At 71.4% G+C, this 26,440-nt stretch carries 22 protein-coding genes; 10 read left to right on the plus strand and 12 right to left on the minus strand.

All coding sequences use genetic code 11. The features are described from left to right. Window positions 1-30: 30 nt before the first annotated feature. The 4 genes from ACFO6S_RS06365 to ACFO6S_RS06380 all read left to right on the plus strand — a co-directional run bounded on the left by ACFO6S_RS06365 (window position 31) and on the right by ACFO6S_RS06380 (window position 1,881). Window positions 31-672 carry a dihydrofolate reductase family protein gene (locus ACFO6S_RS06365; protein ID WP_378415129.1) on the plus strand — a complete coding sequence of 214 codons (642 nt, stop codon included), beginning with the start codon at window positions 31-33 and terminating at the stop codon, window positions 670-672. A 68-nt stretch (window positions 673-740) separates the two neighbouring features. Next, window positions 741-950, plus strand: coding sequence for a hypothetical protein (locus ACFO6S_RS06370; RefSeq protein WP_378415131.1), 210 nt, complete (start codon window positions 741-743; stop codon window positions 948-950). 146 nt (window positions 951-1,096) lie between these two features. Beyond that, window positions 1,097-1,495 (plus strand): transcriptional regulator, encoded by a 399-nt coding sequence (locus ACFO6S_RS06375; protein ID WP_378415132.1) that lies wholly within the window; start codon window positions 1,097-1,099, stop codon window positions 1,493-1,495. After that, a complete protein-coding gene (locus ACFO6S_RS06380; protein WP_378415134.1) occupies window positions 1,492-1,881 on the plus strand; it encodes a DUF3817 domain-containing protein in 390 nt (129 codons plus the stop codon). The genes ACFO6S_RS06375 and ACFO6S_RS06380 overlap by 4 nt, the downstream gene beginning before the upstream one ends. 61 nt (window positions 1,882-1,942) lie before the next feature. On the opposite strand, the gene rdgB is transcribed toward ACFO6S_RS06380, so the two are convergent. From rdgB to clpS, 7 genes are all read right to left on the minus strand, one after another. Continuing rightward, window positions 1,943-2,569 (minus strand): RdgB/HAM1 family non-canonical purine NTP pyrophosphatase, encoded by a 627-nt coding sequence (gene rdgB, locus ACFO6S_RS06385; protein WP_378415136.1) that lies wholly within the window; start codon window positions 2,567-2,569, stop codon window positions 1,943-1,945. Next, window positions 2,562-3,350, minus strand: a complete 789-nt coding sequence (gene rph / locus ACFO6S_RS06390) for a ribonuclease PH (RefSeq protein WP_378415138.1) — start codon at window positions 3,348-3,350, stop codon at window positions 2,562-2,564. Before rph ends, rdgB begins: the two co-directional genes overlap by 8 nt. Window positions 3,351-3,377: 27 nt before the next feature. Next, the gene (locus ACFO6S_RS06395) at window positions 3,378-4,136 is read right to left on the minus strand and encodes a cyclic nucleotide-degrading phosphodiesterase (protein ID WP_378415140.1); all 759 of its coding nucleotides are present in this window, start codon (window positions 4,134-4,136) and stop codon (window positions 3,378-3,380) included. A 122-nt stretch (window positions 4,137-4,258) separates the two neighbouring features. Further along, window positions 4,259-4,924 carry a rhomboid family intramembrane serine protease gene (locus ACFO6S_RS06400; protein ID WP_378415142.1) on the minus strand — a complete coding sequence of 222 codons (666 nt, stop codon included), beginning with the start codon at window positions 4,922-4,924 and terminating at the stop codon, window positions 4,259-4,261. 73 nt (window positions 4,925-4,997) lie between these two features. Continuing rightward, window positions 4,998-6,071: a P1 family peptidase gene (locus tag ACFO6S_RS06405; protein ID WP_378415144.1), complete on the minus strand. Its 1,074-nt coding sequence runs from the start codon at window positions 6,069-6,071 to the stop codon at window positions 4,998-5,000. Continuing rightward, entirely contained in the window at window positions 6,068-6,643 is a 576-nt protein-coding gene (gene aosR, locus ACFO6S_RS06410) for an oxidative stress transcriptional regulator AosR (protein WP_378415145.1), read from the minus strand. Before aosR ends, ACFO6S_RS06405 begins: the two co-directional genes overlap by 4 nt. Before the next feature lie 58 nt (window positions 6,644-6,701). Continuing rightward, the gene (gene clpS / locus ACFO6S_RS06415) at window positions 6,702-7,037 is read right to left on the minus strand and encodes an ATP-dependent Clp protease adapter ClpS (RefSeq protein WP_378415147.1); all 336 of its coding nucleotides are present in this window, start codon (window positions 7,035-7,037) and stop codon (window positions 6,702-6,704) included. A gap of 214 nt (window positions 7,038-7,251) precedes the next feature. Here clpS and ACFO6S_RS06420 point away from each other — a divergent pair, with 214 nt between their 5' ends. Genes ACFO6S_RS06420 through ACFO6S_RS06430 form a run of 3 tightly spaced genes read left to right on the plus strand, consistent with a single transcriptional unit; the run spans window position 7,252 to window position 11,199 of the window. Further along, window positions 7,252-8,505: a nicotinate phosphoribosyltransferase gene (locus ACFO6S_RS06420; RefSeq protein ID WP_378415260.1), complete on the plus strand. Its 1,254-nt coding sequence runs from the start codon at window positions 7,252-7,254 to the stop codon at window positions 8,503-8,505. 29 nt (window positions 8,506-8,534) lie between these two features. Next, window positions 8,535-9,128: an isochorismatase family protein gene (locus ACFO6S_RS06425; RefSeq protein ID WP_378415148.1), complete on the plus strand. Its 594-nt coding sequence runs from the start codon at window positions 8,535-8,537 to the stop codon at window positions 9,126-9,128. A gap of 40 nt (window positions 9,129-9,168) precedes the next feature. Then, on the plus strand, window positions 9,169-11,199 hold the full coding sequence (locus tag ACFO6S_RS06430) for an ATP-dependent DNA helicase (RefSeq protein ID WP_378415150.1): 2,031 nt from the start codon (window positions 9,169-9,171) through the stop codon (window positions 11,197-11,199). A 91-nt stretch (window positions 11,200-11,290) separates the two neighbouring features. On the opposite strand, the gene ACFO6S_RS06435 is transcribed toward ACFO6S_RS06430, so the two are convergent. The 5 genes from ACFO6S_RS06435 to glgP form a co-directional block, all read right to left on the minus strand. Continuing rightward, a complete protein-coding gene (locus ACFO6S_RS06435; protein ID WP_378415152.1) occupies window positions 11,291-13,048 on the minus strand; it encodes an Ig-like domain-containing protein in 1,758 nt (585 codons plus the stop codon). An 88-nt stretch (window positions 13,049-13,136) separates the two neighbouring features. Continuing rightward, window positions 13,137-15,056: an Ig-like domain-containing protein gene (locus ACFO6S_RS06440; protein ID WP_378415154.1), complete on the minus strand. Its 1,920-nt coding sequence runs from the start codon at window positions 15,054-15,056 to the stop codon at window positions 13,137-13,139. Between the two features lie 814 nt (window positions 15,057-15,870). Beyond that, window positions 15,871-17,220 (minus strand): lipase family protein, encoded by a 1,350-nt coding sequence (locus ACFO6S_RS06445; protein WP_378415155.1) that lies wholly within the window; start codon window positions 17,218-17,220, stop codon window positions 15,871-15,873. 205 nt (window positions 17,221-17,425) lie between these two features. Then, entirely contained in the window at window positions 17,426-17,980 is a 555-nt protein-coding gene (locus ACFO6S_RS06450) for a GNAT family N-acetyltransferase (protein WP_378415157.1), read from the minus strand. A gap of 128 nt (window positions 17,981-18,108) precedes the next feature. Further along, a complete protein-coding gene (glgP, locus tag ACFO6S_RS06455; RefSeq protein ID WP_378415159.1) occupies window positions 18,109-20,697 on the minus strand; it encodes an alpha-glucan family phosphorylase in 2,589 nt (862 codons plus the stop codon). Between the two features lie 98 nt (window positions 20,698-20,795). Here glgP and ACFO6S_RS06460 point away from each other — a divergent pair, with 98 nt between their 5' ends. Genes ACFO6S_RS06460 through ACFO6S_RS06470 form a run of 3 tightly spaced genes read left to right on the plus strand, consistent with a single transcriptional unit; the run spans window position 20,796 to window position 26,427 of the window. Next, window positions 20,796-22,802, plus strand: coding sequence for a maltotransferase domain-containing protein (locus ACFO6S_RS06460; protein WP_378415161.1), 2,007 nt, complete (start codon window positions 20,796-20,798; stop codon window positions 22,800-22,802). Then, entirely contained in the window at window positions 22,799-25,003 is a 2,205-nt protein-coding gene (gene glgB, locus ACFO6S_RS06465) for a 1,4-alpha-glucan branching protein GlgB (protein ID WP_378415163.1), read from the plus strand. Before ACFO6S_RS06460 ends, glgB begins: the two co-directional genes overlap by 4 nt. After that, window positions 25,000-26,427 (plus strand): neutral zinc metallopeptidase, encoded by a 1,428-nt coding sequence (locus ACFO6S_RS06470; protein WP_378415165.1) that lies wholly within the window; start codon window positions 25,000-25,002, stop codon window positions 26,425-26,427. Before glgB ends, ACFO6S_RS06470 begins: the two co-directional genes overlap by 4 nt. Window positions 26,428-26,440: the final 13 nt, after the last annotated feature.

The raw sequence follows: 26,440 nt of genomic DNA on the forward strand, positions 1-26,440 counted from the left end.
CATCCATCGTCGAGAGGGCAGGAGACCCGAGTGACACAGCTACTGCGAGTCCAGAACTTCAATGTCTCGAGTGACGGAATCGGTGCGGGCGAGCACCAGAGCCTCGAGAGCCCGTTCGGCCTCGACCCCGGCGAGATGTTCGCCTGGGCCGGCGCGACCGCCAGCTGGCCGATGCGCACCGATCCCGGCGGAAGCCGCGGGCTCGACGACTACTTCACCCGTGACTACGCACGCAACATCGGTGCCGAGATCATGGGCCGCAACAAGTTCGGGCCCCACCGTGGGCCCTGGAACGACCTCGAATGGCAGGGCTGGTGGGGGGACGAGCCCCCGTTCCGCACCCCGGTGTTCGTCATGACCCACCACCAGCGCCCCTCCATCACCCTTTCGGACACCACGTTCCACTTCGTCGACGGCGACCCCGCCGGCGTCCTCGAGCAGGCGCGCGAGGCGGCCGAGGGCAAGGACGTCCGACTCGGCGGCGGGGTCACGACCGTCCGGGAGTTCCTCGACGCCGACCTCGTCGACACCATGCACGTGGCGGTCTCGCCCGTGAAGCTCGGCTCCGGGCTGCGACTCTGGGAGTCACCCGACGAGCTGCTCGACCGATTCCACCTCGAGGTCGTACCGAGCCCGAGCGGAGTCGCCCACCACCTGTTCTGGCGACGGTGACCGGTTCGGCAAGTCCAAGGACGAGGCCGCCCCCGGGGTCGCGACGCTGACTGTCCATCTCGGCGGGCATGGCGTTGGTCACCCGGGCGCTGCCCGACCCGCGGACGGCGGCGAAGGACCTCCGCGTCGTCAGCATCACCGACGCACCGGCGTCGGCCATCGCACCACCGTTCCTCGCGACCGGCCCCAACTGGAACCACCCGCCGCTGTTCGCCGTCGCCGCACTGTCTGTGCTGGTCGGAGCGGTACTCGTGATCCGGATCAAGGGAGTGACCTGACCGGGTCCGGCCTAGCGCCCCGGTGGCCCGGTCCGACGGCCCGCGCGCGGCACGGTCCGACGCGGTGCCCTCGAGGCGGCCGAACGGCCCGCACGGGTCGTCGGGCGTCGTGCCGGCCACTCGGTCGGCTCGGGTACCGTCGAGGCATGGCAAGTTCACCTTCCCGGCGCCGACCAGCACTGATCCTGTTCGTCGTCATCGCGACAGGAGCCTGCCTGGCGTTGGGATGGTGGCAGTGGATGCGGTTCGAGGAGGCCGGCGGCACCGGCCAGAACCTCGGTTACGCCTTCCAGTGGCCGCTGTTCGCGGGTTTCGTCGTCTACGCGTACCGCAAGTTCGTCCAGCTCGAGGACCACGACGCCCCGATCGAGGCCGCGGACGCCGGCCCCCGGGAGATCCCCGCCGACGTGCTGCCCACCCGCGCCTCGCTCAGCGTCGCGGCCAGCGTGGGCACAAATGCCGACGACCCCGAGGTCGAGGCCATGGCGGCGTACAACAACTACCTCGCGCAGATCCGCGCCGAGGGCGATAGGAGCACCAAGTGAGCACGGCCCCCGAAGAGACCGCTACCGCCACCGTCGCACCGGCCCGCACCGAGGCCGACGTCAAGCGGGTCGCCGGCGCCCTGACCCGCTACCGGGTCCTGGCGTGGATCACCGGCATCTGGCTGCTCGTGCTGACCGCCGAGATCGTCTACAAGTACGTGCTGCTCGACGACAAGGCCGACGCCCCGGCCTGGCTGTTCTACGTGGGCCAGGTGCACGGCCTGTTCTACATGCTCTACCTGGTCTTCACGGTCGACCTGGCGATCAAGGCCCGCTGGAAGGCCGGCACCACCGTCGCGACCGCGCTGGCCGGCACCGTCCCGTTCCTGTCGTTCGTCTTCGAGCACCGGCGCACCCAGCAGGTGCGCAGCGAGTTCGGACTCTGACACCCGCACCGACGACGGCCGCCCGAGGATCTCGGGCGGCCGTCGTCGTTCCGGTACCGGTCTACGCCTGGGCGAGCTCGGCCAACGCCGCGAGGTCCGGCACCAGCTGCGCCAGCGCCCGACCGCGGTGCGAGGCCGCGTCCTTCTCCTCCGGGGTGAGCTGGGCCGCGCTGCGCCCCTCCCCCGCCGGCACGAACACCGGGTCGTAGCCGAAGCCGCCGTCGCCGCGCGGCTCGCGGGCGATCGCGCCGGGCCACGTCCCGCGCACGACGCGCTCCACCCCGCCGGGCGTCACCAGCGCGCACGCCGAGACGAAGGCCGCGCCCCGACGCTCGTCCGGGGTGTCCAGCAGCTGCGCCAGCACCAGCGCGGTGTTCGCGCCGTCGTCGCCGTGCACGCCCGACCACCTCGCGGACAGCACCCCCGGCATGCCGTTGAGTGCGTCCACCTCGAGGCCCGAATCGTCTGCGACGCAGGGCATCCCGGTCGCAGCGACCGCGTCGCGCGCCTTCGCCAGGGCGTTCTCCTCGAAGGTGGCGCCGGTCTCGGGCGCCTCCGGGAAGTCCGGCACCTCGTCCAGGCCGACCAACTCGATGCCGCTCACCCCGGCGGTCTCGAGCACCCGCCGCAGCTCGCGCAGCTTCTTGGCGTTGCGGCTGGCGACCAGCAGCCGGACCGCCTCAGGCACCGAACTTCTTCTTCGCCGACTCGGGGTTCTTCGGCTCGGGCAGCTCGCCCGGGTACGGCATCTCCAGCGCCTGCCGCTGCAGCTCGAACAGCTGCTCGCAGCCCGCCAGTGCGGAGTCCAGCATCTTGTCCAGGGTGGTGCGCGGGAAGGTCGCGCCCTCCCCGGTGCCCTGCACCTCGACCAGGGTGCCGGTGTCGGTGGCGACGATGTTCATGTCGACCTCGGCGCGGGAGTCCTCCTCGTACGGCAGGTCCAGCCGGACCCGGCCGTCGACGACGCCGACGCTGACGGCCGCGATGCCGCAGGAGATCGGCTGCGGATCGGTCAGCAGGTCCGCGGCCCGCAGGTAGGTGACGGCGTCGACGAGCGCGACGTACGCGCCGGTGATGGCCGCGGTGCGGGTGCCGCCGTCGGCCTGCAGCACGTCGCAGTCGATGGCGATGGTGTTCTCACCGATCGCCGCGAGGTCGATGCAGGCCCGCAACGAACGCCCGACGAGCCGGCTGATCTCCTGGGTGCGCCCGCCGACCTTGCCCTTGACGGACTCGCGGCCGCTGCGGGTGTGGGTGGCGGCGGGGAGCATCGCGTACTCCGCGGTGAGCCAGCCCAGGCCGGACCCCTTGCGCCAGCGCGGCACGCCCTCCTCGACGCTCGCCGTGCACATCACCCGGGTGTTGCCGAACTCGACCAGCACCGATCCCGCCGGGTGGCCGGTGAAGCCTCGGGTGATCCTTACCTCGCGGAGTTCGTCGTCCGCCCTGCCGTCCAGTCGTCTACTCACGACGTGAAGCCTAATCGGTGCGACCGGTCAGATGGCGAAGACATCCCCCGGGGACACCGCGTGCACCGGGCCGGAGTACTCCGCCTTCGCCTCGGCGATGACGTCCTCGCGGGAGGTCCACGGCGGGATGTGGGTGAGCAGCAGCTCGCCCACCCCGGCCCGCGTGGCGACCTGTCCCGCCTCGGTCCCGGACAGGTGGATGCCCTCGGGTCGGTCGGGGCTGTGGGTCCAGGACGCCTCGCACAGGAACACGTCCGCGCCACGGGCGAGGTCGACGACCTCGTCGCACATGCCGGTGTCGCCGGAGTACGCCAGCGTGCGGCCGTCGGGGTCGGTGAACCGGAGCCCGTAGGCCTCCGGCGGGTGGAACACCCGGTGGGCCTCGACGGTCAACGCGCCGAACTCCACCGAACGCTGGTCCTCGAGGAGCCTGAGGTCGATGGTGTCCGAGATGTCGTCGAGTTCGCCTGCGAGTTCCGCGGACGCCACGCCGATCCGGCGTTCGGTACCTGTGGGGCCGTACATGAGCGCGCGGCCGGCGGGCTTGTTCGGGTGGTACCGCCGCCACACCAGCAGCCCGGGCAGGTCCAGGCAGTGGTCCGCGTGCAGGTGGGTCAGGAAGACCGACACCTCGCCGGGATCGGCGTACCGCTGCAGCGCGCCCAGCACGCCGGGGCCGAAGTCGATGACGGCGGGCGGTGTACCGGGTGCGGTCAACAGGTAGCCCGACGCGGGCGAGTCCGGGCCCGCGACGCTGCCCGAACAACCCAGGACGGTGATGCGCATGCTGCCATGCTGCCACGAACGGTCGGACGCTTGAACACTTCCCACGCCTTTCGAGACGAATACACCCGCTGCCATGCAGTGCGCCCACCGTCACACCCAGGCCGGCCGGCACTTCGACGCCGTCAGGAAGTGACGGCCCGGGCCGCGCGCGCCTTGCGGACGTCGGACGCGAGCACCCAGGCGGCCAGGACGCCACCGACCGCGCCGAACAGGTGCCCCTGCCAGGACATGCCGCTGGTCCCCGGGAACACGCCCCAGAGCAGCCCGCCGTAGACGATCAGCACCACCACGCCGAGGGCCAACTGCGCGAAACTCCTGGTGAAGAATCCGCGGGCGATCAGATAGGCGAGCCAGCCGAAGACCAGCACCGATGCTCCGAGGTGGACGGAGTACGTGCTGCCGAACAGCCACTGCCCGAGGCCGCCGACGACCCAGATGATGCCGGTCGCGGCCAGGCCCCGGCCGATGCCGGAGAGCATCACCAGGAATCCGAGCACCAGCAGCGGGATGGTGTTGGCGACGAGGTGCCCCCAGCCGGCGTGCAGCACCGGCGCGAACACGATGCCCCAGAGACCGTCGAGGGTGCGTGGTTCGACGCCGCCGTTGTCGAGGCGGCCGCGCAGCAGCATGTCGATGAACTCGAGCAGGTAGAGCCCGACCACGAACCCGCCGACGACCATCGCGGCCTGCTGCCAGGGCGGGCGTTCGGTGGTCGCGGGCACTCCCGGCCGGCCTGACCCCGGTGGTCGTCCCGAAGCCGTCCCGAACTGTTCCATGGGGTTGGTCATCTTTCGACTCAACCACTCTCCGGGCTCACCCGCACCCAACCGGGCTGGGCCTCGGCCGGGTTGTCGACGTCGCCTAGGTGTCGAAGGCGGAGGGGAACAGTTCCCGATAGGTCGGGATCCCCGCGACCGGGGTCGCGGTGAGGATCGCGTCGACGATGGCCCGGGCCACCACATCCGCGGCGGCCTCGCACACCGCGGCCAGCACCGGCAGGTCCGCGGGGAATGCGTCCGGCACCGGCGGGGCGGTGCCGGGGGGCGGGCCCGCGTGGGTTCCGGTGGCGAGGGCGAACAGGGTGTCGCCGTCGAGCGGCGAGTGCGCCGGACGGATCGCCCTGGCCATCCCGTCGTGCCCGGCGACCGCGACCCGACGGCACCCCGCCTTGTCCAGCGCCGCGTCGGTCGCGACCACCCCGATGGTGGTGTTGAGCACCGTGCCCTTCTGCCCGAGCGCGAGCGCCGCGGCCAGTTCGGCACGGTCCGGCACCCGCATCCGTCGCTGCGCCAGCTCCGCCACGCCCACACCCCAGGGCAGGCCGGAGGCCGGATCGAAAACGGCACCGACGGGGTTCGCGACCACCAGGGCCGCGACGGTGACACCCTCGGCGGGGCCGGGGCCGAGCACCAGGCTGGCGGTGCCGACGCCGCCCTTGATGGTCCCGGCCCGCGCGCCGACGCCCGCACCCACCGATCCCCGCTCGACCCGCGCCGAGGCGGAATCGGCGGCCAGGAACCCGTGGTCCGCGGTGGGCCGCACCGCCCAGTCCCCCACCGGCAGGTCGAAGATGACCGCGCCCGGAACGATCGGCACCACGTGCCCGTCGGCGTCCATCGGGATTCCGCGGCCGTGCTCCTCGAGCCAGCGCATCACGCCGTCGCCTGCCGCGAGCCCGTACGCGCTGCCGCCGGTGAGCAGCACCGCGTCCACCCGCTGCACACTGTGGCTGGGATCGAGCAGGTCGGTCTCGCGGGTACCCGGACCGCCGCCGCGCACGTCCACCGATGCTGTGCCGCCGCCGGTCGGCGTCAGCACCACCGTGCACCCGGCGGCCCGGCCCGAACCCAGCGCAGCGTCCTCGTCGAGTTCGTGGTGGTGACCCACCAGCACCCCGGCGACGTCCGTCAGCGAGTCGGTCTGCCCCGGGATCACGGCACCAGCACCTGCACCAACGAGTCCTGGATCCAGGTGAGCCAGTGGTAGACGTCGAGATGCGGCGCCCGCGGGTCGTCGGGGTCCAGTTCGTCGGGGGTGTCCGCGTCGATCTTCAGCGTCGCGCCCAGCACCAACCGGACGTCGTTGAGTCCGGACAGCCAGGCATCGGCCTGCTCGGGGGTCAGCACCACCTTGCCGCCCTCGGCCGGCACCGTCTGCAGGATCACCGAACCCGCCGCGAGCTTCGCGTCGATGATCTCCGGCTCGTGCAGGCTGCGCAGCGCGCCGTTGACGTTCGCGCCCGGGGTGGCCCGTTCACCGCCGGCGGCGTCGGGCTTGAGGAAGTCCGGGAGCAGCCGGGCGAGCGCGTCGTCCGTCGGCGCGGTCGAGTTCCCGGTCCGCAGGCCGGTGAGCTCGGCCAGGTCGTCCTGCGGCGCGGAGGCGGCCCGGTCCTGCAGCAGCGAGAGCACCGAGGTCACCAGCGACCGGAGCACCGACGCCTCCCGTGCGTCCAACTCGGATCGAATCCTTACGCCGCTCAGCGAATTCTTCCGACTCCATGTGCGCACGATGAGTACCTGCAGGTCCTTTCAGGTTTTCTTCGGTCTCCGCGGTGGGAGATCCGCGTCAGCTGTCCCGCTGCATGGTCGCCCACAGCCCGGCGGCGTGCAGTCGCTGCACGTCGTGTTCCATCTTGTCGCGGGACCCGGAGGAGACCACGGCCTTGCCCTCCTTGTGGACCTGCATCATCAGGTCGGTGGCCTTCGCCTTGCTGTAGCCGAACAGCTTCTGGAAGATGAAGGTCACGTAGTGCATGAGGTTCACCGGGTCGTCCCACACCAGCGTCACCCATGGCCGGTCCTGCGCCTCGTCCTCGTCAGTAACTTCCGCCTCCGCGGGTAGGACCTGCGGGGCTGCTGCGGGAATCCGCGCTGTCGGGGTCATCGTGGGGCCTGGAGCCATACAGCCAGCCTACGACGTGATCGGGACAGAATGAACATCGTCGGACAAAACGCCGAGTGGCCGACGGCTCCCGCGGCAATCGTCTGGCTAGGGTGACCCGGTGACCACGTATCCAGGTTCCGACACCGCCGCATCCGACGCTCCCGACCGCTCAGCGCAGTGGTCCCAGCCGGGTACCAGCACGGCCCTGCTCACCGATCAGTACGAGCTGACCATGCTCTCGGCCGCACTGACCGACGGATCCGCGCACCGCAACTGCAGCTTCGAGGTGTTCGCCCGCCGGCTTCCCGACGGCCGCCGCTACGGCGTGGTCGGCGGCGTCGGCCGGCTGCTCGACGCGCTGGACCGGTTCCGGTTCGGCGAACCGGAGCTGGCCGTGGTGGCGAAGTTCCTCGACGAGCGCACCGTCGACTGGCTGCGCGAGTTCCGGTTCACCGGCGACATCGACGGCTACCGCGAGGGCGAGCTGTACTTCCCCGGTTCGCCAATCCTGTCGGTCCGCGGCACCTTCGGCGAGTGCGTCGTGCTCGAGACCCTGATCCTGTCGGTCCTCAACCACGACAGCGCGATCCTGTCGGCGGCGACCCGGATGGTCAGCGCCGCCGCAGGCCGCACGATGATCGAGATGGGCTCGCGCCGCGCCCACGAGGAGTCCGCTGTCGCGTGTTCGCGGGCGGCCTACCTGGCCGGGTTCACCGCCACCTCGAACCTCGAGGCCGTGCGCCGGTACGAGCTTCCGGGCGCAGGCACCAGCGCGCACTCGTTCACCCTGCTGCACACCACCGAGGCCGGACCCGACGAGGCCGCGGCCTTCCGCGCGCAGGTCGAGGCACTGGGCGTGGGCACCACCCTGCTCGTCGACACCTACGACATCACCGAGGGCGTCAAGACCGCCGTCGCCGTCGCCGGCCCCGAGCTCGGCGGCGTCCGGATCGACTCCGGCGACCTGGGCGTGTGGGCCCGTCAGGTGCGCACGCAGCTCGACGACCTGGGCGCGGCGAACACCAGGATCGTGGTCTCCGGCGACCTCGACGAGTACGCGATCGCGGCACTGCGGGCCGAGCCGGTGGACACCTACGGTGTGGGCACCTCGCTGGTGACCGGCTCCGGCGCGCCCACCGCGGGCATGGTCTACAAGCTCGTCGAGGTCGACGGCCTGCCGGTGGCCAAGCGGAGCAGCCACAAGGAGTCCCGCGGCGGCACCAAGTGCGCCGTCCGGCTGACGAAGCCCACCGGGACGATCGTCGAGGAGGTCGTCTACCCGGCCGACGGCGAGCGGCCCGACCCCGGCGATCTGGCCTGCCGGGACCTGATGGTCCCGATGTACCGCGGCGGCGTTCGGGAGCCGGGCCTGCCGACCCTCGCGGAGGGCCGTGACCTCGTGGCCCGCGGCCTGGTCAGCCTGCCGTGGGAGGGGCTCAAGCTCTCCCGCGGCGAGGCCGCCGTCCCGACCCGCTTCGTCGGCTAGGGCGGCCACATCACAGGGAGAATGAGCACGTGAGCAAGACATCGGGCGGGCGGGCGCTGGTCGTCGTCGACGTACAGAACGACTTCTGCGAGGGCGGCTCCTTGGCCGTGGCCGGCGGCGCCGCGGTGGCGCGGGCCGTCGGCGACTACCTCGCGTCCGCGCCCGACCGCTACGACGCCGTGGTCGCGACCGCGGACCGGCACGTGGACCCGGGCGCCCACTTCTCCGACCACCCGGACTACGTGGACACCTGGCCGCCACACTGCCGGGCCGGCACACCGGGCGCGCAGTTCCACCCCGACCTGGACCTGCGGAGCGTGCAGGAGGTGTTCGCCAAGGGCGCGTACGCCGCCGCCTACTCCGGCTTCGAGGGATCGTCCGAGACCGGCGAAACGCTGGCCGGGTGGCTGCGCGAGCGTGGTGTCGGGGCTGTGGACGTGGTCGGCATCGCGACCGACCACTGCGTGCTGGCGACCGCGCTGGACGCACGACGCGAGGGCTTCGAGACCACCGTGCTGCTGGCGTACACGGCCGCGGTCTCCCCCGACACCCTCGGCGCCGCCCTCGAGCGACTGCGCGCGGCCGGGGTCCGCCTCGTCGGCGAGCTCGCTGCCCCGGCGTGACGGTGCGGGCGGTGTCGGCACCGGCCGGTAGCCTTGCCCGGTGCCCGAACTCCCCACCGTCCCCGAACTGCTGTCCGAGGCGGTGCACGCGCTCGGCGGCGCCGAGCGGCGCAACCAGCTGACCATGGCGTCGGCCGTCGCCCACGCCATCGACACCGGCGAACACCTGGCCGTGCAGGCCGGCACCGGCACCGGCAAGTCGCTGGCCTACCTGGTACCGAGCGTGCGGCACGCCGTCGAGTCGGGCCGCACCGTGGTGATCTCCACCGCCACCATCGCGCTGCAACGCCAGCTCGTCGACCGCGACCTGCCGCGGCTGGCCGACGCACTGACCAAGACGCTGGGACGCCGACCCCAGTTCGCGATCCTCAAGGGCCGCGGCAACTACCTGTGCCTGAACAAGATCCACACCGGCGCCTCGGAGGAACCGGAGAACGCCGAGCTGTTCGACGCCTTCGCCATCTCCCGGCTCGGCCGTGAGGTCAAGCGGCTGACCGAGTGGTCCTCCGACACCGAGACCGGTGACCGGGACGAGCTGGTGCCCGGCGTCGGAGACCAGGCCTGGCGCCAGGTCAGCGTCACCGCCCGCGAGTGCCTCGGCAAGGCCCGCTGCCCCGTCGGCGAGGACTGCTTCGCGGAGATCGCGCGGGCCGAGGCCGCGGCGGTGGACGTGGTGGTGACCAACCACGCCCTGCTCGCGATCGACGCGATCACCGGCATCGCGGTGCTGCCCGAGCACGACGTGGTGGTCATCGACGAGGCACACGAACTGGTGGACCGCGTCACCAGCGTGGCCACCGCCGAGCTGGCCCCGACCACGATCACGGCCGCAGCCCGGCGCTGCGTCAAGCTGGTCGAGGAGCAGGACGTGGACCGGATGGAGGCGGCCTCGGAGGGCTGGGCGTCGATGCTCGACGAGTGCCGCGCCGGACGGTGGGAACGACTGCCCGACGGCGCCGGCGCCGCGCTGGCCGCGGTCCGCGACGCCGCCTGGTCGGTGCGTACCGCGATCGGTCCGATCAAGCCGGGGATGAACACCAGCGACCCCGAGGCCGCCGCGGCCCGCACGGCCGCCCTGGCCGCCGTCGACGAGGTGCACGACAGCGCCGTCCGGGTGCTCACCGCGTTCGACGAGCCGGACCCCGCCAAGCACCGCGACGTGGTGTGGCTGGCCGAGGAGGAACGCCGCGGCAAGCTGGTCCGGATGGCGCCGCTGTCCGTCGGCGGGCTGCTGCGGGCCAAGCTGTTCGCCGAGTCGACCGTGGTGCTGACGTCCGCGACGCTGACCGTGGGCGGGTCCTTCGACGGGTTGGCGGTGAACTGGGGCCTGCCTGCCGAGTCCGGGGTCCGCAGCGACCCCGCGATGGCCACCGGCACCGAGGCCCCGTCCGACGGCGCGACGATCAAGTGGAACTCGCTCGACGTCGGCTCCCCCTTCGACCATGCGAAGGCCGGAATCCTCTACGTCGCAAAGCATCTGCCCCCGCCGGGCCGCGACGGCCTGGCGCAGAGCTACCTCGACGAGATCGCCGAGCTGGTCACCGCCGCCGGCGGACGCACCCTCGGGCTGTTCTCCTCGATGCGCGCGGCCAAGGCCGCCGCCGAGGCGATGCGCGAGCGCCTCGACACCCCGGTGCTGTGCCAGGGCGAGGACGCGACGGGCCAGCTGGTGCGCAAGTTCGCCGCGGACGAGGCCACCTCGCTGTTCGGCACCCTCTCGTTGTGGCAGGGGGTGGACGTCCCGGGTCCGTCGCTCTCGCTGGTGATCCTGGACCGGATCCCGTTCCCGCGTCCCGACGACCCGCTGCTGGTGGCCCGCCAGCGCGCCGTCGAGTCGCACGGCGGCAACGGCTTCATGGCCGTCGCCGCCAACCACGCCGCGCTGCTGCTCGCGCAGGGCGTCGGCAGGCTGCTGCGCAGCGTCGACGACCGCGGCGTGGTCGCGATCCTCGACTCCCGGCTGGCGACCGCCCGCTACGGCGGCTACCTGCGGGCCTCGCTGCCGCCGTTCTGGGAGACCTCGGACCCGCAGGTCGTGCGCAAGGCGCTCACCCGGCTCGCCGAGCAGTAGCTCGCGCCCAGCGTCTCACCGGCGAGGCCCTCGCGGTCGAACGGGAGTCCACGGCTCACCACCGAGCCGTGGACTCCCGTTCAGCGCAGGACTACTGGGACGAACCGAAGAGGCTGTCGAGGCTGCCCGTGCCGCCGTTGCCGGGGTCGGTCGCGCCGGGCACCGTCAGCGTCTGAGGGGCCGCCGCCGAACTGGTGAAGCCGGTCGATCCGGTGAACTCCGCCGTGACGTTGAATGTGCCGGAATTGACGAAGGTCGTCGACAGCGTCGCGACACCGTCGACCACGGCGACCGGCCCGCCGATCAGCGCGTCACCGATCTTGAACTGAACCGTGCCCTTGGCGTTTGCCGGGTCGACCGTCGCCTTCAGGACGACCGGGACGTTCTTCTCGGCCGTGCCGACCGCGGCCAGCGTGGTGGTCGTGTCCACGTCCGCCGGGGCGGGCGTGGTGACGCTCACCGGGAACGCCGGCGAGACCGAGGGCGTGAATCCCGTGGTGCCGCTGAACTTCGCGACCACCTTGTGCGTGCCGGCCGTGGTGAAGGTGTACGGCGCGACCGCGATGCCGTCGGTGCCGACCATGCCGGGAACCGGGGCACCGTCGTCGACGACGAAGTTGACCGTTCCGCCACTGCCGGCGGGACCGACCTTCGCGGTGAGGTTGACGTCCTGGCCGACCTTCGCGTTGGCCGGGGCGGTCACTGTGGTGCTGGTGGCCACGTCCGGCGGTGCGTCCGTGGTCACCTTGACGACCTTGACCGCCGAGGTCGACGCCAGGAAGCCGGTGGTGCCGGAGAACTCGGCGGTGATCGAGTGGTCGCCGTCGGTGGTGAAGGTCTGGGTGATGCTCGCGCTCCCGCCCGTCACCGCAACCGGGTTGCCGAGCGGTGCGTCGCCGTCCTTGAACAGCACCGTGCCCCCGCCGACGCCGGGCACAACGTTCGCGGTCAACGTGACAGGGGTGCCGTTCTTGGCCGCGGCGGGTCCCACGACGTTGGTCGTGGTGGCCTTGTCGGCCGCCGTGATCGCGATCGAGGCCAGCGGCCCGGCACCGTTGTTCAGGGGAGCATTCCCGTCCGCCGCGTCACGCGGACTGCACTTCGTGGGCGCCCAGACCGTGCCGACGAAAGGCGCGGACGCCTTGGGCACGAACGTCAGGAAGTTCTTGTCGTCGTTCCACTTTCCCGCGTTGCCGCCGGTGCGGATCTTCATGTCGATGGTGCCGGAGTCGGCGGCCTTGAGGCGGGCCTTGACCTTCGGCAGCTGGAACTGGGTGTATCCGTCGGCATTCGCCGAGCCGTCGACGTTCTTGCCCGTCTTGGCGACGACGATGCCGCCCTCGCTGCTCGCGCTCGACGTCGGGCTGTTGCCGATCACCTGATTGTTGCCGGACAGGCGAAGGATGGTGCCGGCGGCGTCGACCGCTCCGTTCTCGTTGACGCGCAGGATGTTCGGGGCGACACCACTGAGACCGACCGAGGTCCCCGGCACGATGTCCGCGCCGAGGTAGGTGGCGTTGGCGGGGAGGTCGACGTCGACCTTGATGCGGGAGATGTTCGAGATGGTCGCGATCGAGGCCGAGCCCGGGAAGCTGATGGTGCCGGGCTGGAAGGTGACCTCGAACTCCTCGCCGGCGTTGACCTTGGCGGGCGCGTCGACGACCACGGAGCCCGGCTGGGACTGCGCCTCGGGGCCGGCCAGTGAGGTGGACGGCGTTGCCAGGCAGGCGGTACCGAACGTGGTGGTGACGGGGGCGGCCTGGGCAGGCACACCGCCGAGCAGGGTCACGCCGACGACGGCGCCGATGCCAATCGGGGCCGCCAACCGGCGGGTCTTCTTGTTCTGCATGAATTCTCCTGTGCTGAAAGTAAGTACGGGATCCGAACCGGACCCGAGGCGTGGGGAGCACGCCCCGGGTCCGGTGGGGCGGGACCGGCTACTTGCCGAAGAGACTGCTGAGCGAACCTGTGCCGAGGCTGCCGGTTCCGCCGCCGGGGTTACCGGCAGCGGTCACGTTCAGCACCGACGGGCCGGAGACGGAGTCCTTGAACTCGTTGCCGCCGACGAAGTCCGCGGTGACGCCGTAGGTTCCGGCCGTCTCGAAGATGTGGGTCGCGGTGGCGACGCCGTCGACGACCGCAACCGGGGTGCCGATCGCGGTGGTGCCGACCTTGAACTGCACGGTGCCGTTGGCGCCGGTCGGGGCGACGGTGGCCTTGAAGGTCATGGCTTGTCCGACGACGGAACTGCCGGTGACCGCCAGTGCGGTGGTTGTGGCCGGCCGGGTGTCCGGCGCCTTGACGGTCACGTCGAACGCGACCGAAGTGGATCCGGTGAAGCCCGCAGTGCCCGCGAACTCGGCGACGACCTTCGCGGTGCCGGCGGTGGTGAAGGTGTGCGGGAGGATCGCGACGCCGTCACCGGTGCCGACTGGCGCGGTACCGACCTCGACACCGTCGACACGGAACGTCACGTCACCACCGGTCGGGATCGGACCGACGGTGGCGGACAGGTTCACCGGCGTGCCGACGGTCGCGCTGACCGGTTCGAGCACCGTGGTGGTTGTGCCCCAGTCGGCGTCCTTGACGATCAACTGGGCGGCCGCGGAGGCGGAGCCGTGGTAGCCGGGAGCGCCTGCGAAGACCGCGGTGAAGGTGTGGTTGCCCGCCTCGTCGAACTTGCGGGTGAGGGTGGCGGTGCCGTTCACGACGTCGACCGGGTCGCCGACGTTGGCGTCGCCGTCCTTGAACTGGACCTGGCCCGCTGCGCCGACCGGGGTCACCGTGGCGACGAGGTCGACGTTGTCGCCCACCACCGCGGTCGGCTGGATCTGCAGCGCGGTGGTGGTGTCGGCGCTGACGTCGACGGCCATGGCGCCGGACACCGAGTCCGTGAAGCCCGCACCCGCGGTGAAGACGGCGGAGATGCTGCGCGCACCGACGGTGTCGAAGGTGTGCGCGAGGGTCGCGCTGCCGCCGGCCACGTCGACCGGGGCGCCGATGTTCGCGTCGCCGTCCTTGAACTGGACCTTGCCCACCGCTCCGGCGGGGCCGACGGTGGCCGTCAGATCCACCGGCACACCGGGCTTGGCGGTCGACGGGACCTGAAGGTCGATGCTGGTGACCACGGCCGGGGTGAAGACGTCGGTGCTCGAGAGCGTGCCCCGCCCGTCTCCGGTGGCGACGCAGTAGGCGGCGGCGTTGATCCACCGCGACTCGCCGAAGCTCATGCTGGTGTTCTGGTTGAAGTCGGGGCTCGCTGCACCCGCCCGCAGGCTCGTCGTGACCTTCGAGTTCTCGGCCGAACCGGCCTTCAGCGTCAGTTCGACCGCGGGCAGCCGGAAGTCGGTGTTCGCCTTGACCTGCAGCCCCTCCTTCGGCTTGTTGTCGCTGGCACTCGGGCCGTCGTTGATCGTCTTGTTGCTGGTGCCGGTGATGCGCAGGAATTCGCCGGCGGCGTTCTGCTTGCCGTCGGTGCCCACCCGGAACACCGCCGGAGCCTCACCGACGAGGTTGAGCGAGGTGCCGCCGACGAGGGCGTACGACACGAGCTCGGCACCCTGCGGGACGGCGATGTCGTACTTGAGGCGGCCGGTGTCGGAGTCCGAGGACCGCATCTGGCCCGGGTGCAGCTTCACGGTGAACTGTTCGCCGGGCCGGACTGCGTCGGGCGCGGTGACCTCGACGTTGTCCGAGACCGTGTGGTCCCAGTTCGTGGCGCCGTCGACGCGGCACTGGTGCTGGAACGAGACGGTGCTGGTGACCGGCGCCGCCGGGGCGGCGGGGGCAACCACGGCCATCAGCCCCACCGCCAGCGCGGGGGCGGCCGTGACTGCGGCTACGTTGCGGATCTTCATTGAGCGCCTTTCAGAAGTGAGCACGGGGTCAGCGTCCAGCGAGGGTCTGGACGCCGAACACATTTGTCCTTTCCGCGGCCTGAACGGCCGTCTAGTTGAATTCCCGGGTACCGTAATACACATCACGTACCCGCGGGTAACTTTCGGTAATCAAACCCCAAACAAATGGACAATTCCCTCTCCGAAAGGCGCGCAGAGCCGCCGAAGCCCACACCACCCAGCTCCTCAAACATGCATCTAGCTGCACCTTTGTCCAACTTCCCGCCAACCCTGTGCAGCGCCAGGTTCCGGCCACGCGCGCGCAAGCGCGCATACCTCAGACCGGCTCAATATGTCAATTCAGCGATAATTCGAGACGGTTCAATTCATCGGCGAATACAACTCGCTCCGTATCGTATTTACCTGCGAATTCGATACATCCGCGTATTCATCCAGGATGGCCGGCCTTTTCGCACGAATTCTGCGTGTTACTCGGATTCACTCACAAGTGGAATTCTCGTGAAACCAGCTAGTCGGTTCGGTCCGCGAGGGTGGCGGGCACAAAGCGACCGGCCGCCTACCACCGCCGAAGGCGCCGACGTCATCGCGAAGCGGGCCGGCATGCCGCACTCCTCCGCGAGGAACACCCCCTGACCGCGCGGGATCCGGGTGCGGGTTTCCTCGTCCGTGACGCCCTGGACAAAGCCCCGCCGAGCCCTCTGTCGGGCGCAAGGCCCTCGCCCGGCTCGCCGAGCGTTGACGTTCGCCCGCCTCCCACTCGGTGCAGCACACCCAGGCCGACGAGCCGGCGCTGCTCGCCGCAGTGCCGCGACGGTCAGGGTGTGGCGTGTTCCTGCGGCGCGAGGGAGTTCCCGGGCGCGACATCCGCGCAGTTGGACGGCGCGGGCTTGCCGCTGAACCGATCGTTGATCCAGGCCAGGGCGCCCGGTAGCCAGAGCATGGCACCGGGGGCGTGGCTGAGGGTGTCGTACTGGTCGTACTGGACGGGCAGACCGGCGTCGCAGTACCTGATGACGAGGCTGCGGACATCGCCCGCGACCATGATGCCGTCACCCGCTCCGATGCCGGGGCCGCCCGGTTGGGTGCCCTCGAGGATTCCGTTGGCCGCCTGAGCGATGAACATCGGGATCGTGGGTATCGGCGCGGTACCCATGTTGATCCGGTTGACGGCGTCGACGTACTCGGGAATCGAGTTGGGGTCCGCATACTCCGGCTTGACGATATCTTCCCAGGTCAGACCAGGATACTGACCGAGCACATTGCCGATCGACGCGTCATCCAGCCGTGCCATGACCTCCCGCCCCCGTTCACTGAGGTAGGGGCCGAAGTCGATGTCGTACGAACGGGCCACACCGACCACGCCCATACCGACGACGCCGCCCCATCCGATGCTCCCGCTGGCGTACCGGAGATTGTTGACCGGGTTGACCAGCACGCCGCCCTGGGCCGCGCCGATCAGATCGTCGTTGACGTCCGGCGCATAGTCGGGCGCGAGGATCGATGCCCAGTTGGTGGCAATCGCACCCCCGGAATACCCCATCAGACCGATCTTGGCGTCGTCGCTGATTCCGGTTTCGGGGACGTTGCGCGCGGCGCGGAGGGAATCGAGGGTCATCATGCCGTACTCGGGTCCGGCGGCGAAGTGCGCGTCCGGCCCCTCGGTGTCGGCGATGACGACCGTGTAGCCCGCCGCGAACAGCGGTCCGAACAGCGGTGCTTCGACGGACGGGAGCAGGCCGCCGAGATTGAAGTTGCGGCCGCTGGGGGTCCAGTCCAAGATCGGCGTGTTGCCGGCGATCGCCCGCGACGGGCTGTCGTCGGGGTTCAACGAGTCGTAGAAGGACTGGTACGACACGACTTTGCCGGGTTGAGCGTGCTCCGGCCGCAGGATCGAGGTCACATTGGCGGACGGCTGCCCGAGTGCGTCGGTCGACCGGTAGAGCACCTGCACCGCGCGTACCGGCGTCGGGACGTTGGCCACGTGGTACGGCACGATGCGCGTCTTGAGTGCGGTGCCCGGCGCGTAGGAAGCCAACGGTGCCGCACCGTCGTAGCGGTAGAAGGGGTCGCCCGACGACTGCGCGAGAGCCGCCGGTGCCGCGGCAGAAGTCAGTGCAACAGCGAGTAGTGCCACCGCCGTGCGCGTCAGGACCCTCGGTGACATACCCAACCCCCGTCAGTAGGTGCCACGTCTGCGCCCGAGTCCGTGGCCTGACGCCCACCATATGTTCGTCGATCGGCGAAAGCCCCGGGTTTCATGCCGCGCCGCCCAGTCGGTTCGCTCCGCGCCAGGGTCAGTCGGTTCGCTCCGCGTCAGGGTCAGTCGGTTCGCTCCGCGTCAGGGTCAGTCGGTTCGCTCCGCGTCAGGGTCAGTCGGTTCGCTCCGCGAACGTCGCGGGCTCGAAGGTGAACACCACGTACCAGCGCTCGCCGACTGCGAACCTGGCGGCCTCCGTCATGCCGTAGTGCCGGTGCACCGCGAGCGACTTCGCGTTCGACTCCTCGACGAACAGCGCGCCGAGCGCGTACCGTCCGGCCAGCTCGCGGGACAGCGCGGTCAGCAGCTTGGTGAGCACGCCGCGCCCCTGGAACCGCGCGTCGACCGCGACCGGGCCGTAGAGGAAGAACTTGGTGCCCGCCGGAACCTCCGCGGTCACCGCGTCCACCGTCCCCTGGACCGGGCCGCCGGCCGCCGGGGACGGCTCCGCCGTCATCGCGAAGCCGGCCAGCTCGCCGTCCTCCTCCGCGAGGAACACCCCCGGGCCGTTCATGAACCGGGTGAGCGTCTCCTCGTCCATCACGCCCTGGACGAATCCCTGCTCGGCCCGCTGCTCCGGCGTCAGGTGCTCGCCGGTGGACGCCTGCATCAGCGCGAGAATGGCGGCGCGGTCGGCGGGTTCGGACTTTCGGACGGTGATCGACATGTCGCGATCCTCCCATCGGCCGTCCGTCCACCGGCGGAACGCCACGCTCGCCACCGACGACCCGGGCGCGGCCGATCGTCGGTCACCACCGCACTGGGACGACCGATCCGCGGCGCGACGGCCGCCGGTTACCCCGCGGGCGTCGCGACCAGCGCCAGCTCGGCGTCCCCGGCCAGCAGCTCGTGGTGCGGCAGCACCCGGACCGTGTAGCCGACCGCACCGGAGAGCGGCATCCGGGTGTCCGCGACGAACAGCTCCCCGAGGTCCTCCGACCCGGCATAGGTCATCGGCACGATCACCACGTCCGAGAGCTCCTCCCCGGGCCCGACCCGGCCCAGCACGGCCTGCACCGCCACCTCGGACGGCGCCAGCCCGCCGAGCCGCACGTGCGCCCGCAGCGCCAGCGCCGCGCCGATCTCCGGGGTGTCGGGCAGCCCCGAGCTGTCCACCTGGACCACCTGCACGCGGGGCCACGCCGCCTCGACCCGACCGCGGTACGCCGCGACCTGCCGGGCACCCGCGTAGCCGTCGGCCACCGCGGTGCGCGCGGCCCGCGCCGCCGGGGCGTACAGGCCCACCACGTAGTCGCGCACCATCCGCGAGGCCAGCACCTTCGGGCCCAGGTCCTGCAGGGTGTGCCGGACCATCTCCACCCACCGGCCGGGCAGGCCGTCGGCCCCGCGGTCGTAGAACTTGGGCAGCACCTGCTGCTCGAGCAGTTCGTACATGGCGCCCGCCTCGAGGTCGTCGCGGCGCACCTCGTCGGTGACGCCGTCCGCGGTCGGGATGGCCCAACCGTTCTCGCCGTCGAACATCTCGTCCCACCAGCCGTCGCGGATGGACAGGTTCAGCCCGCCGTTGAGCGCCGACTTCATGCCCGACGTCCCGCACGCCTCCAGCGGGCGCAGCGGGTTGTTCAGCCAGACGTCGCAGCCCCAGTACAGGTAGCGGGCCATCGACATGTCGTAGTCGGGCAGGAAGACGATCCGGTGCCGCACGTCGTGCTCGTCGGCGAACCGCACCACCTGCTGGATCAGCGCCTTGCCGCCGTCGTCCGCGGGGTGCGACTTGCCCGCCACCACCAGCTGCACCGGCCGCACCGGATCGAGCAGCATCGCCCGCAGCCGATCGGGGTCGCGCAGCATCAGCGTCAGCCGCTTGTACGTCGGCACCCGGCGCGCGAAGCCCACGGTCAGCACGCCGGGATCGAAAACCCCTGACACCCAGCCCAGTTCGGCATCGGTGGCGCCCCGCTCGAGCCACGACGCCCGCACCCGGCGACGCACCTCCGCCACGAGCTGAGCGCGCAGGGTGTTCCGGGTAGACCACAGCTCACCGGGCGAGATCTCGTGCAGCCGCTCCCAGCCGCGCGCCTCCTCGACCAGGTCCGGACCCACCACCCGCCGGGCCAGGTCCATCCACTCGCGGGCCGCCCAGGTCGGTGCGTGCACGCCGTTGGTGACCGAGCCGATCGGCACCTCGTCCGCGTCGAAGCCAGGCCACAACCCGTTGAACATCTCCCGGCTGACCGAGCCGTGCAGCCGGGACACCCCGTTTGCGCGCTGGCCGAGCCGAAGGCCCATGTGCGCCATGTTGAACACCGACGGGTCGCCCTCGCGGCCCAACTCGATGATCCGGTCGACGACCAGACCCGGCAGCATCGCGGACTCGTTCTCCCCGTTGGCACCGGAGAAGTAGTGCCGCACCAGGTCCGCCGGGAAGCGGTCGATGCCGGCCGGCACCGGGGTGTGGGTGGTGAACACGGTGGCCGCCCGCACCGCGGCCAGCGCGGAGTCGAAGTCCAGCCCCGCCCCGGTGATCAGCTCACGGATCCGCTCCACCCCGAGGAAGCCCGCGTGCCCCTCGTTCATGTGGAACACCTCGGGATCGGCCAGGCCCATCGAGCGGGTGTACGCCCGCACCGCCCGCACCCCGCCGATCCCGGCCAGGATCTCTTGCTTGATCCGGTGGTCCTGGTCGCCGCCGTAGAGCCGGTCGGTGACCGCGCGCAGTTCCGGGTCGTTCTCCGCGATGTCGGAGTCCAGCAGCAGCAGCGGCACCCGGCCGACCTGCGCAATCCACACGCGGGCGCGCAGCACCCGGTTGCCGGGCATCGCGACGTGCAGCAGCACCGGCGCCCCGGACGCCGGCTCGGCGAGCAGGCGCAGCGGCAGTCCCTGCGGGTCCAGCGACGGGTAGTGCTCGGCCTGCCAGCCGTCCGCGGTCAGCGACTGCCGGAAGTACCCGGACCGGTAGAGCAGGCCCACACCGATCAGCGGCACACCCAGGTCGGACGCCGCCTTGAGGTGGTCGCCCGCCAGGATGCCGAGGCCGCCGGAGTAGTTCGGCAGCACCTCGCTGACGCCGAACTCCATTGAGAAGTAGGCGATCCCGGTGGGCAGGTCGACCCCCTTCGCCTGCTGGTTCTGGTACCAGCGGGGCCGGTCGAGGTACTCGTCGAGGTCCGCGGCGCGGCGGTCCAGCTCGGCCACGTAGTCCGGGTCGAGGGCCAGCGCGTCGAGCCGGTCCGGCGACACCTCGCCGAGCATCCGCACGGGGTCGCCGCCCAACTCCTGCCACAGCCCCGGGTCGATCCGCGCGAACAGGTCCTGGGTCTCCGGGTGCCAGGACCACCGCAGGTTGGTCGAGAGCGGTCCGAGCGCGGCGAGCCGGGCGGGGAGGTGGGCACGGACGGTGAACCGACGCAAGGCTTTCACCCTGCGAAGACTACCCACCGACGGGCCCGCGGTCCTGTCGTGACGACCGGGTGTTCGATCCAGCGGACACCCCGGCCGTACCCGTAAGGTGGTGGTCCATGACCGGGCGGATAGGCATCGACGACGTCGTCCCCGACATCGAGGGCGGGCGCTTCCCGGCGAAGGCCGTCGTCGGCGAGACGTTCCCGGTCTCGGCGACGGTCTGGCGCGAGGGGCACGACGCGGTCGCGGCCACCCTCGCGGTCCGCGGCCCGGGCGCCGCGACCGCCGTCCGGATCCCGATGCGGCCCGGCCCGCTGCCCGACACCTTCGCCGCGGTCTTCGTCCCCACCATGCCCGGCCCGTGGACCTTCACGGTGGAGGGCTGGAGCGATCCCGTCACCACCTGGCGCAACGCGGTCGAGGCGAAGCTGTCGGTCGGCCAGGGCCCGAACGAACTGGCCAACGACCTCGAAATCGGCGCCCGACTGTTCGAGCGGGCCGCCGGGTCCGTCCCGGCCGGGGACGGGGCCCGCGTCCTCGCGGCGGCGGCGGCCCTGCGCAGCGACCAGCAGTTGCCCGCCCGGGTGGCCCCCGCCTTCGCCGCCGATCTCACCACGCTGCTGCGCGCGCACCCGTTGCGGGAGCTTCTCACCGAGGGCCGGCCGGGCACGGTGTGGGTGGACCGCCGACGCGCACTGTTCGGCTCCTGGTACGAGTTCTTCCCGCGGTCGACCGGCGGCCGGGAGCCCGACGGCACACCGCGGCACGGCACCTTTGCGACCGCAGGCAACGACCTGCCGCGGATCGCGGCGATGGGCTTCGACGTGGTCTACCTGCCGCCGATCCACCCGATCGGCCGGGTGAACCGCAAGGGCCCCAACAACTCCCTGACACCCGGTCCGGACGACGTCGGGTCACCGTGGGCGATCGGCGCCGCCGAGGGCGGCCACGACGCCGTGCACCCGCGGCTGGGCACGCTCGACGACTTCGCCGACTTCGTTGCCCGGGCCCACCGCCTGCACCTCGAGGTCGCGCTCGACCTGGCCCTGCAATGCGCACCCGACCACCCCTGGGCCACAACGCATCCCGAGTGGTTCACGGTCCTGCCCGACGGCACCATCGCCTACGCCGAGAACCCCCCGAAGAAATACCAGGACATCTACCCGGTGAACTTCGACGACGACCGCGACGGCGTCTACGCCGAGGTGCTGCGGGTGGTCCGGTTCTGGGTGGAACGCGGGGTCAGGATCTTCCGGGTGGACAACCCACACACCAAGCCGCCGGACTTCTGGGAGTGGCTGATCGCCGAGGTCAAGGCGACCGACCCGGACGTGCTGTTCCTCGCCGAGGCGTTCACCCGGCCGGCCCCGATGTACGGCCTGGCCAAGCGCGGGTTCACCCAGTCCTACACGTACTTCACCTGGCGGGTCGGCAAGCACGAGCTCACCGAGTTCGGGCTCGAACTGGCGGCGAAGGCCGACGAGGCCCGTCCGAACCTGTTCGTCAACACCCCCGACATCCTGCACGAGAGCCTGCAGCACGGCGGCCCGGGCATGTTCGCACTGCGCGCCGCGCTCGCGGCGACGCTCGCCCCCACCTGGGGCGTCTACTCGGGATACGAACTCTACGAGCACCTTCCGGTACACCCGGGCAGCGAGGAGTACCTCGACTCGGAGAAGTACCAGCTGCGCCCGCGCGAGTTCGACGAGGCCCGGGCCCGCGGCGAGTCCCTCGAACCGTGGATCGCCACCCTGAACCGGATCCGCCGCGCGCACCCCGCGCTGCAGCAGCTGCGCAACCTCACCTTCCACCACATCGACAACGACTCGCTGCTCGCCTACTCGAAGTTCGACCCGGTCAGCGGCGACGCGGTGCTCACCGTCGTCAATCTCAACCCGTACGGCGCCGAACAGGGCCACATCTGGCTGAACATGCCGGCGCTGGGCCGGAACTGGCAGGACCACCTCACCGTGCTCGACGAGGTGACCGGCGAGCAGTTCCACTGGGCCCAGAACAATTTCGTCCGGCTCGAACCCTGGCGTGCGGTCGCGCACATCCTGGCGTTGCCGCCGGTCCCCTACCCCGCGCGGACGCAGCTGGCCCACCGCGCGCCCTCCTCGTGACGGCCGGCCCGGGCGCCCGGGTCGGCGCGCCCCCGCCGGCGGACCTGGCGCGGCTGGCGTCGGGCACCCACCACGACCCGCACTCGCTGCTCGGCGCGCACCCGCACCTCGACGGCACGGTGATCCGGGCCCTGCGCCCGGGCGCCGAGGCCGTCGTCGCCCGGATCGACGGCGTCGACCACCCGCTGCACCACGTCGCCGACGGCCTCTTCAGCGCCGTCGTCCCGGTGGCCGATCCGGCGGACTACCGCCTGGTACTGCGGTACCCGGGCGACCACACCGTCGTCACCGCCGACGGCTACCGGTTCCTGCCCACACTCGGCGAACTGGACCTGCACCTGTTCGGCGAGGGCCGGCACGAACGGCTCTGGGAGGTGCTCGGGGCGCACCCCCGCCGCTACGACACCCCGGACGGCCCGGTCACCGGCACCTCCTTCGCGGTGTGGGCGCCCGCCGCCCGCGGCGTCACGGTGCTCGGCGACTTCGACCTGTGGGGCGGGCAGACCGCACCGATGCGGGCCCTCGGGTCCACCGGGGTCTGGGAACTGTTCGTGCCCGGCATCGAGGCCGGCGAGCTGTACAAGTTCCGGGTGCACGGCGCCGACGGCACGACGGCCGACAAGGCGGACCCGATGGCGTTCGCCACCGAGGTGCCGCCCGCCACCGCGTCCGTGGTCGATGCCAGCAACCACACCTGGACCGACGCCGCCTGGCTGGCCGCCCGCGCAGAGGCGGAGCCGAACCAGTCACCGATGAGCATCTACGAGGTGCACCTCGGGTCGTGGCGGCCGGGACTGAATTATCACGAACTGGCGCAACAGCTTTCGGATCACATGCTGGCGACCGGCTTCACCCACGTGGAGCTGCTGCCGATCGCCGAGCACCCGTACGGCGGCTCCTGGGGCTACCAGGTGACCTCCTACTACGCCCCGACTGCGCGGTTCGGCTCCCCCGACGACTTCCGCGCCTTCGTGGACCTGATGCACGCGTCCGACATCGGCGTCATCGTGGACTGGGTGCCCGCGCACTTCCCCAAGGACGACTGGGCCCTGGCCCGCTTCGACGGCGGCCCGCTCTACGAGCACGCCGACCCGCGTCGCGGCGAGCAGTTGGACTGGGGCACCTACATTTTCGACTACGGACGCCGCGAGGTCCGCAACTTCCTGGTGGCCAACGCCCTGTACTGGATCGACGAGTTCCACGTGGACGGGCTGCGGGTCGACGCGGTCGCGTCAATGCTCTACCTGGACTACTCGCGTCCGCCCGACGGCTGGACGCCGAACGTCCACGGCGGCCGCGAGAACCTCGAGGCGGTGGCCTTCCTGCAGGAGATGAACGCCACCGTGCACAAGCACCACCGCGGCGTGGTAACCATCGCGGAGGAGTCCACCGCGTGGCCTGGCGTCACCCGGGCCACCTCCGTCGGCGGCCTCGGCTTCACCATGAAGTGGAACATGGGCTGGATGCACGACACCCTGGGATACCTGGGCCGGGACCCCGTCCACCGCAGCTTCCACCACCACGAGATCACCTTCTCGCTGATGTACGCGTGGAGCGAGAACTACCTGCTGCCGGTCAGCCACGACGAGGTGGTGCACGGCAAGGGCACGCTGTGGACCCGGCTGCCCGGCAACGACCACACCCGGGCGGCGGGGCTGCGGTCGCTGCTCGCCTACATGTGGTCGCACCCCGGCAAGCAGTTGCTGTTCATGGGTCAGGAGTTCGGCCAGCGCACCGAGTGGTCCGAGGAGCACGGCCTGGACTGGGACCAACTCGACACCGGCCCCACCGCGGCGCTGCAGCGGGGCGTGCTGGCGCTGGTGCGCGACCTCAACGCCGCCTACCGGGACCACCCGGCGCTGTGGACGATGGACAACTCCCCCGGCGGCTACTCGTGGATCGACGCCAACGACACCGCGAACAGCGTGCTCAGCTTCCTGCGGTACGGGACCGACGGCTCGATCGTGGCGTGCCTGTTCAACTTCTCGGGCACCGCGCACACCGAGTACCGGGTGGGCCTGCCCGAACCCGGCCGCTGGGTCGAGGTGCTCAACACCGACGCCACGCAGTACCTGGGCTCGGGCATGGGTAACTTCGGTGGTGTGACCGCGAGCACCCAGCCCTGGCACGGCCGTCCGGCGTCGGCCGCGGTCGCGTTGGCACCCAACAGCGGCCTCTGGCTGAGACTGGACCGCGGGTGAACAGGCGCCGGGCCCTGGTCGCCGCGGGCGCCGTCCTCGCGCTCGCCGTCGCCGGCTGCGCCTCGACCACCGGCGGACGGGCCGTCTCGATCTACGCCAACCCCTTCACCGTCGCCGGGCTGCCCGCCACCGACGGCCCGTCCGGCCCGCGTCCCGGGGTGCCCGACGCGACGCTGCCGGTCCGCGGGTCTGCGGGTTCGGCGGCCGACGTCCTGGCGACCAACGCCATCGACGACATCGCCGCCTTCTGGCGCACCGAGTACCCCCGGGTGTTCGCCGGGGACTTCCAGCCGGTCACCGACCTGCTCTCCTGGGACCCGGACACCGCCGCCCCGCAGTCGGGCACGTTCTGCGGCGACAACACCCACGGAGTGGTCAACGCGGGCTACTGCACCCGCGACGGCTCGATCGGCTGGGACCGGAGCACGCTGCTGCCGACGCTGATGAGCACGTTCGGGCCGATGGCAGTGGTGATGGTGATGGCGCACGAGTACGGCCACGCGGTCCAGCACGATTCCGGCCTGGCCGGCGACGACGACCCGACGCTGGTGCTCGAGCAGCAGGCGGACTGCTTCGCCGGCTCGTTCATGCGGCACGTCGCGAAGGACGGGGCGGCGCACTTCACGCTCAACACCTCCGACGGGCTGAACTCGGTGATGGCGGCGATGGTCGCGGTGCGCGACACCAACCCCAACGACCCGGAGGCCGTGCACGGCACCGCCTTCGAACGGGTGACGGCCTTCCAGATCGGCTTCACCGACGGCGCCCGGGCGTGCACCGGAATCGACGCTGCCGAGGTCGACGCGCGGCGGGCCGAGGTCCCGCACCAGCTGTCCGTCGCCGGACCGGGTGACGAGATGCCGGTCACCGAGGAGAGCATCGGGCTCATCGTCGACTCGCTGCAGGCCGTCTTCGCCCTGCCGCGGCGGCCGGAGGTCGACTTCTCCGGGGCCGACACCGGCTGCCCGGACGCCGGGGCCACCGAGCCGGTCTCGTACTGCCCGGCGAACCGGACCATCGGCGTCTCGCTGCCCGAGCTGGTGGCGCGCAGCACTCCCCGCGCCGGCGACCCCGACGACATCGTCGCCGACGTGCGCGGCGACTTCGGCGCCTACGTGCTGGTGGCATCGCGGTTCACGCTCGCCGTCCAGCAGCTCGCCGGCGACTCCCTCACCGACGCCACCACCGCGGTCCGCGCGGCCTGCCTGTCGGGCGTCTGGACCGCCGCCGCGGCGGCGGGCAAGGCGGGCGGGCTGACGTTGTCCGCCGGCGACCTCGACGAGGCGGTGTCCGGGCTGCTGACCGACGGGCTGATGGCGAGCGACGTCAACGGCAACACCGCGCCCAGCGGGTTCGCCCGGGTCGACGCGTTCCGGTCCGGCGTGCTCGGCGGCCAGGACGCCTGCGCCAACCGCTACGGCTGACGCAGGCGGCCGA

Source organism: Rhodococcus kronopolitis, from assembly GCF_042654025.1.
Lineage (GTDB): Bacteria > Actinomycetota > Actinomycetes > Mycobacteriales > Mycobacteriaceae > Rhodococcus_G > Rhodococcus_G kronopolitis.

Coding starts and splice junctions, on each gene's coding strand:
- ACFO6S_RS06370 (WP_378415131.1), top strand. CDS start 741: ATGGCGTTGGTCACCCGGGCGCTGCCCGACCCGCGGACGGCGGCGAAG.
- ACFO6S_RS06375 (WP_378415132.1), top strand. CDS start 1,097: ATGGCAAGTTCACCTTCCCGGCGCCGACCAGCACTGATCCTGTTCGTC.
- ACFO6S_RS06395 (WP_378415140.1), bottom strand. CDS start 4,136: ATGCGCATCACCGTCCTGGGTTGTTCGGGCAGCGTCGCGGGCCCGGAC.
- ACFO6S_RS06400 (WP_378415142.1), bottom strand. CDS start 4,924: ATGACCAACCCCATGGAACAGTTCGGGACGGCTTCGGGACGACCACCG.
- clpS (WP_378415147.1), bottom strand. CDS start 7,037: ATGGCTCCAGGCCCCACGATGACCCCGACAGCGCGGATTCCCGCAGCA.
- ACFO6S_RS06420 (WP_378415260.1), top strand. CDS start 7,252: ATGCTCTCGGCCGCACTGACCGACGGATCCGCGCACCGCAACTGCAGC.
- ACFO6S_RS06435 (WP_378415152.1), bottom strand. CDS start 13,048: ATGCAGAACAAGAAGACCCGCCGGTTGGCGGCCCCGATTGGCATCGGC.
- ACFO6S_RS06440 (WP_378415154.1), bottom strand. CDS start 15,056: ATGAAGATCCGCAACGTAGCCGCAGTCACGGCCGCCCCCGCGCTGGCG.
- ACFO6S_RS06445 (WP_378415155.1), bottom strand. CDS start 17,220: ATGTCACCGAGGGTCCTGACGCGCACGGCGGTGGCACTACTCGCTGTT.
- ACFO6S_RS06450 (WP_378415157.1), bottom strand. CDS start 17,980: ATGTCGATCACCGTCCGAAAGTCCGAACCCGCCGACCGCGCCGCCATT.
- ACFO6S_RS06460 (WP_378415161.1), top strand. CDS start 20,796: ATGACCGGGCGGATAGGCATCGACGACGTCGTCCCCGACATCGAGGGC.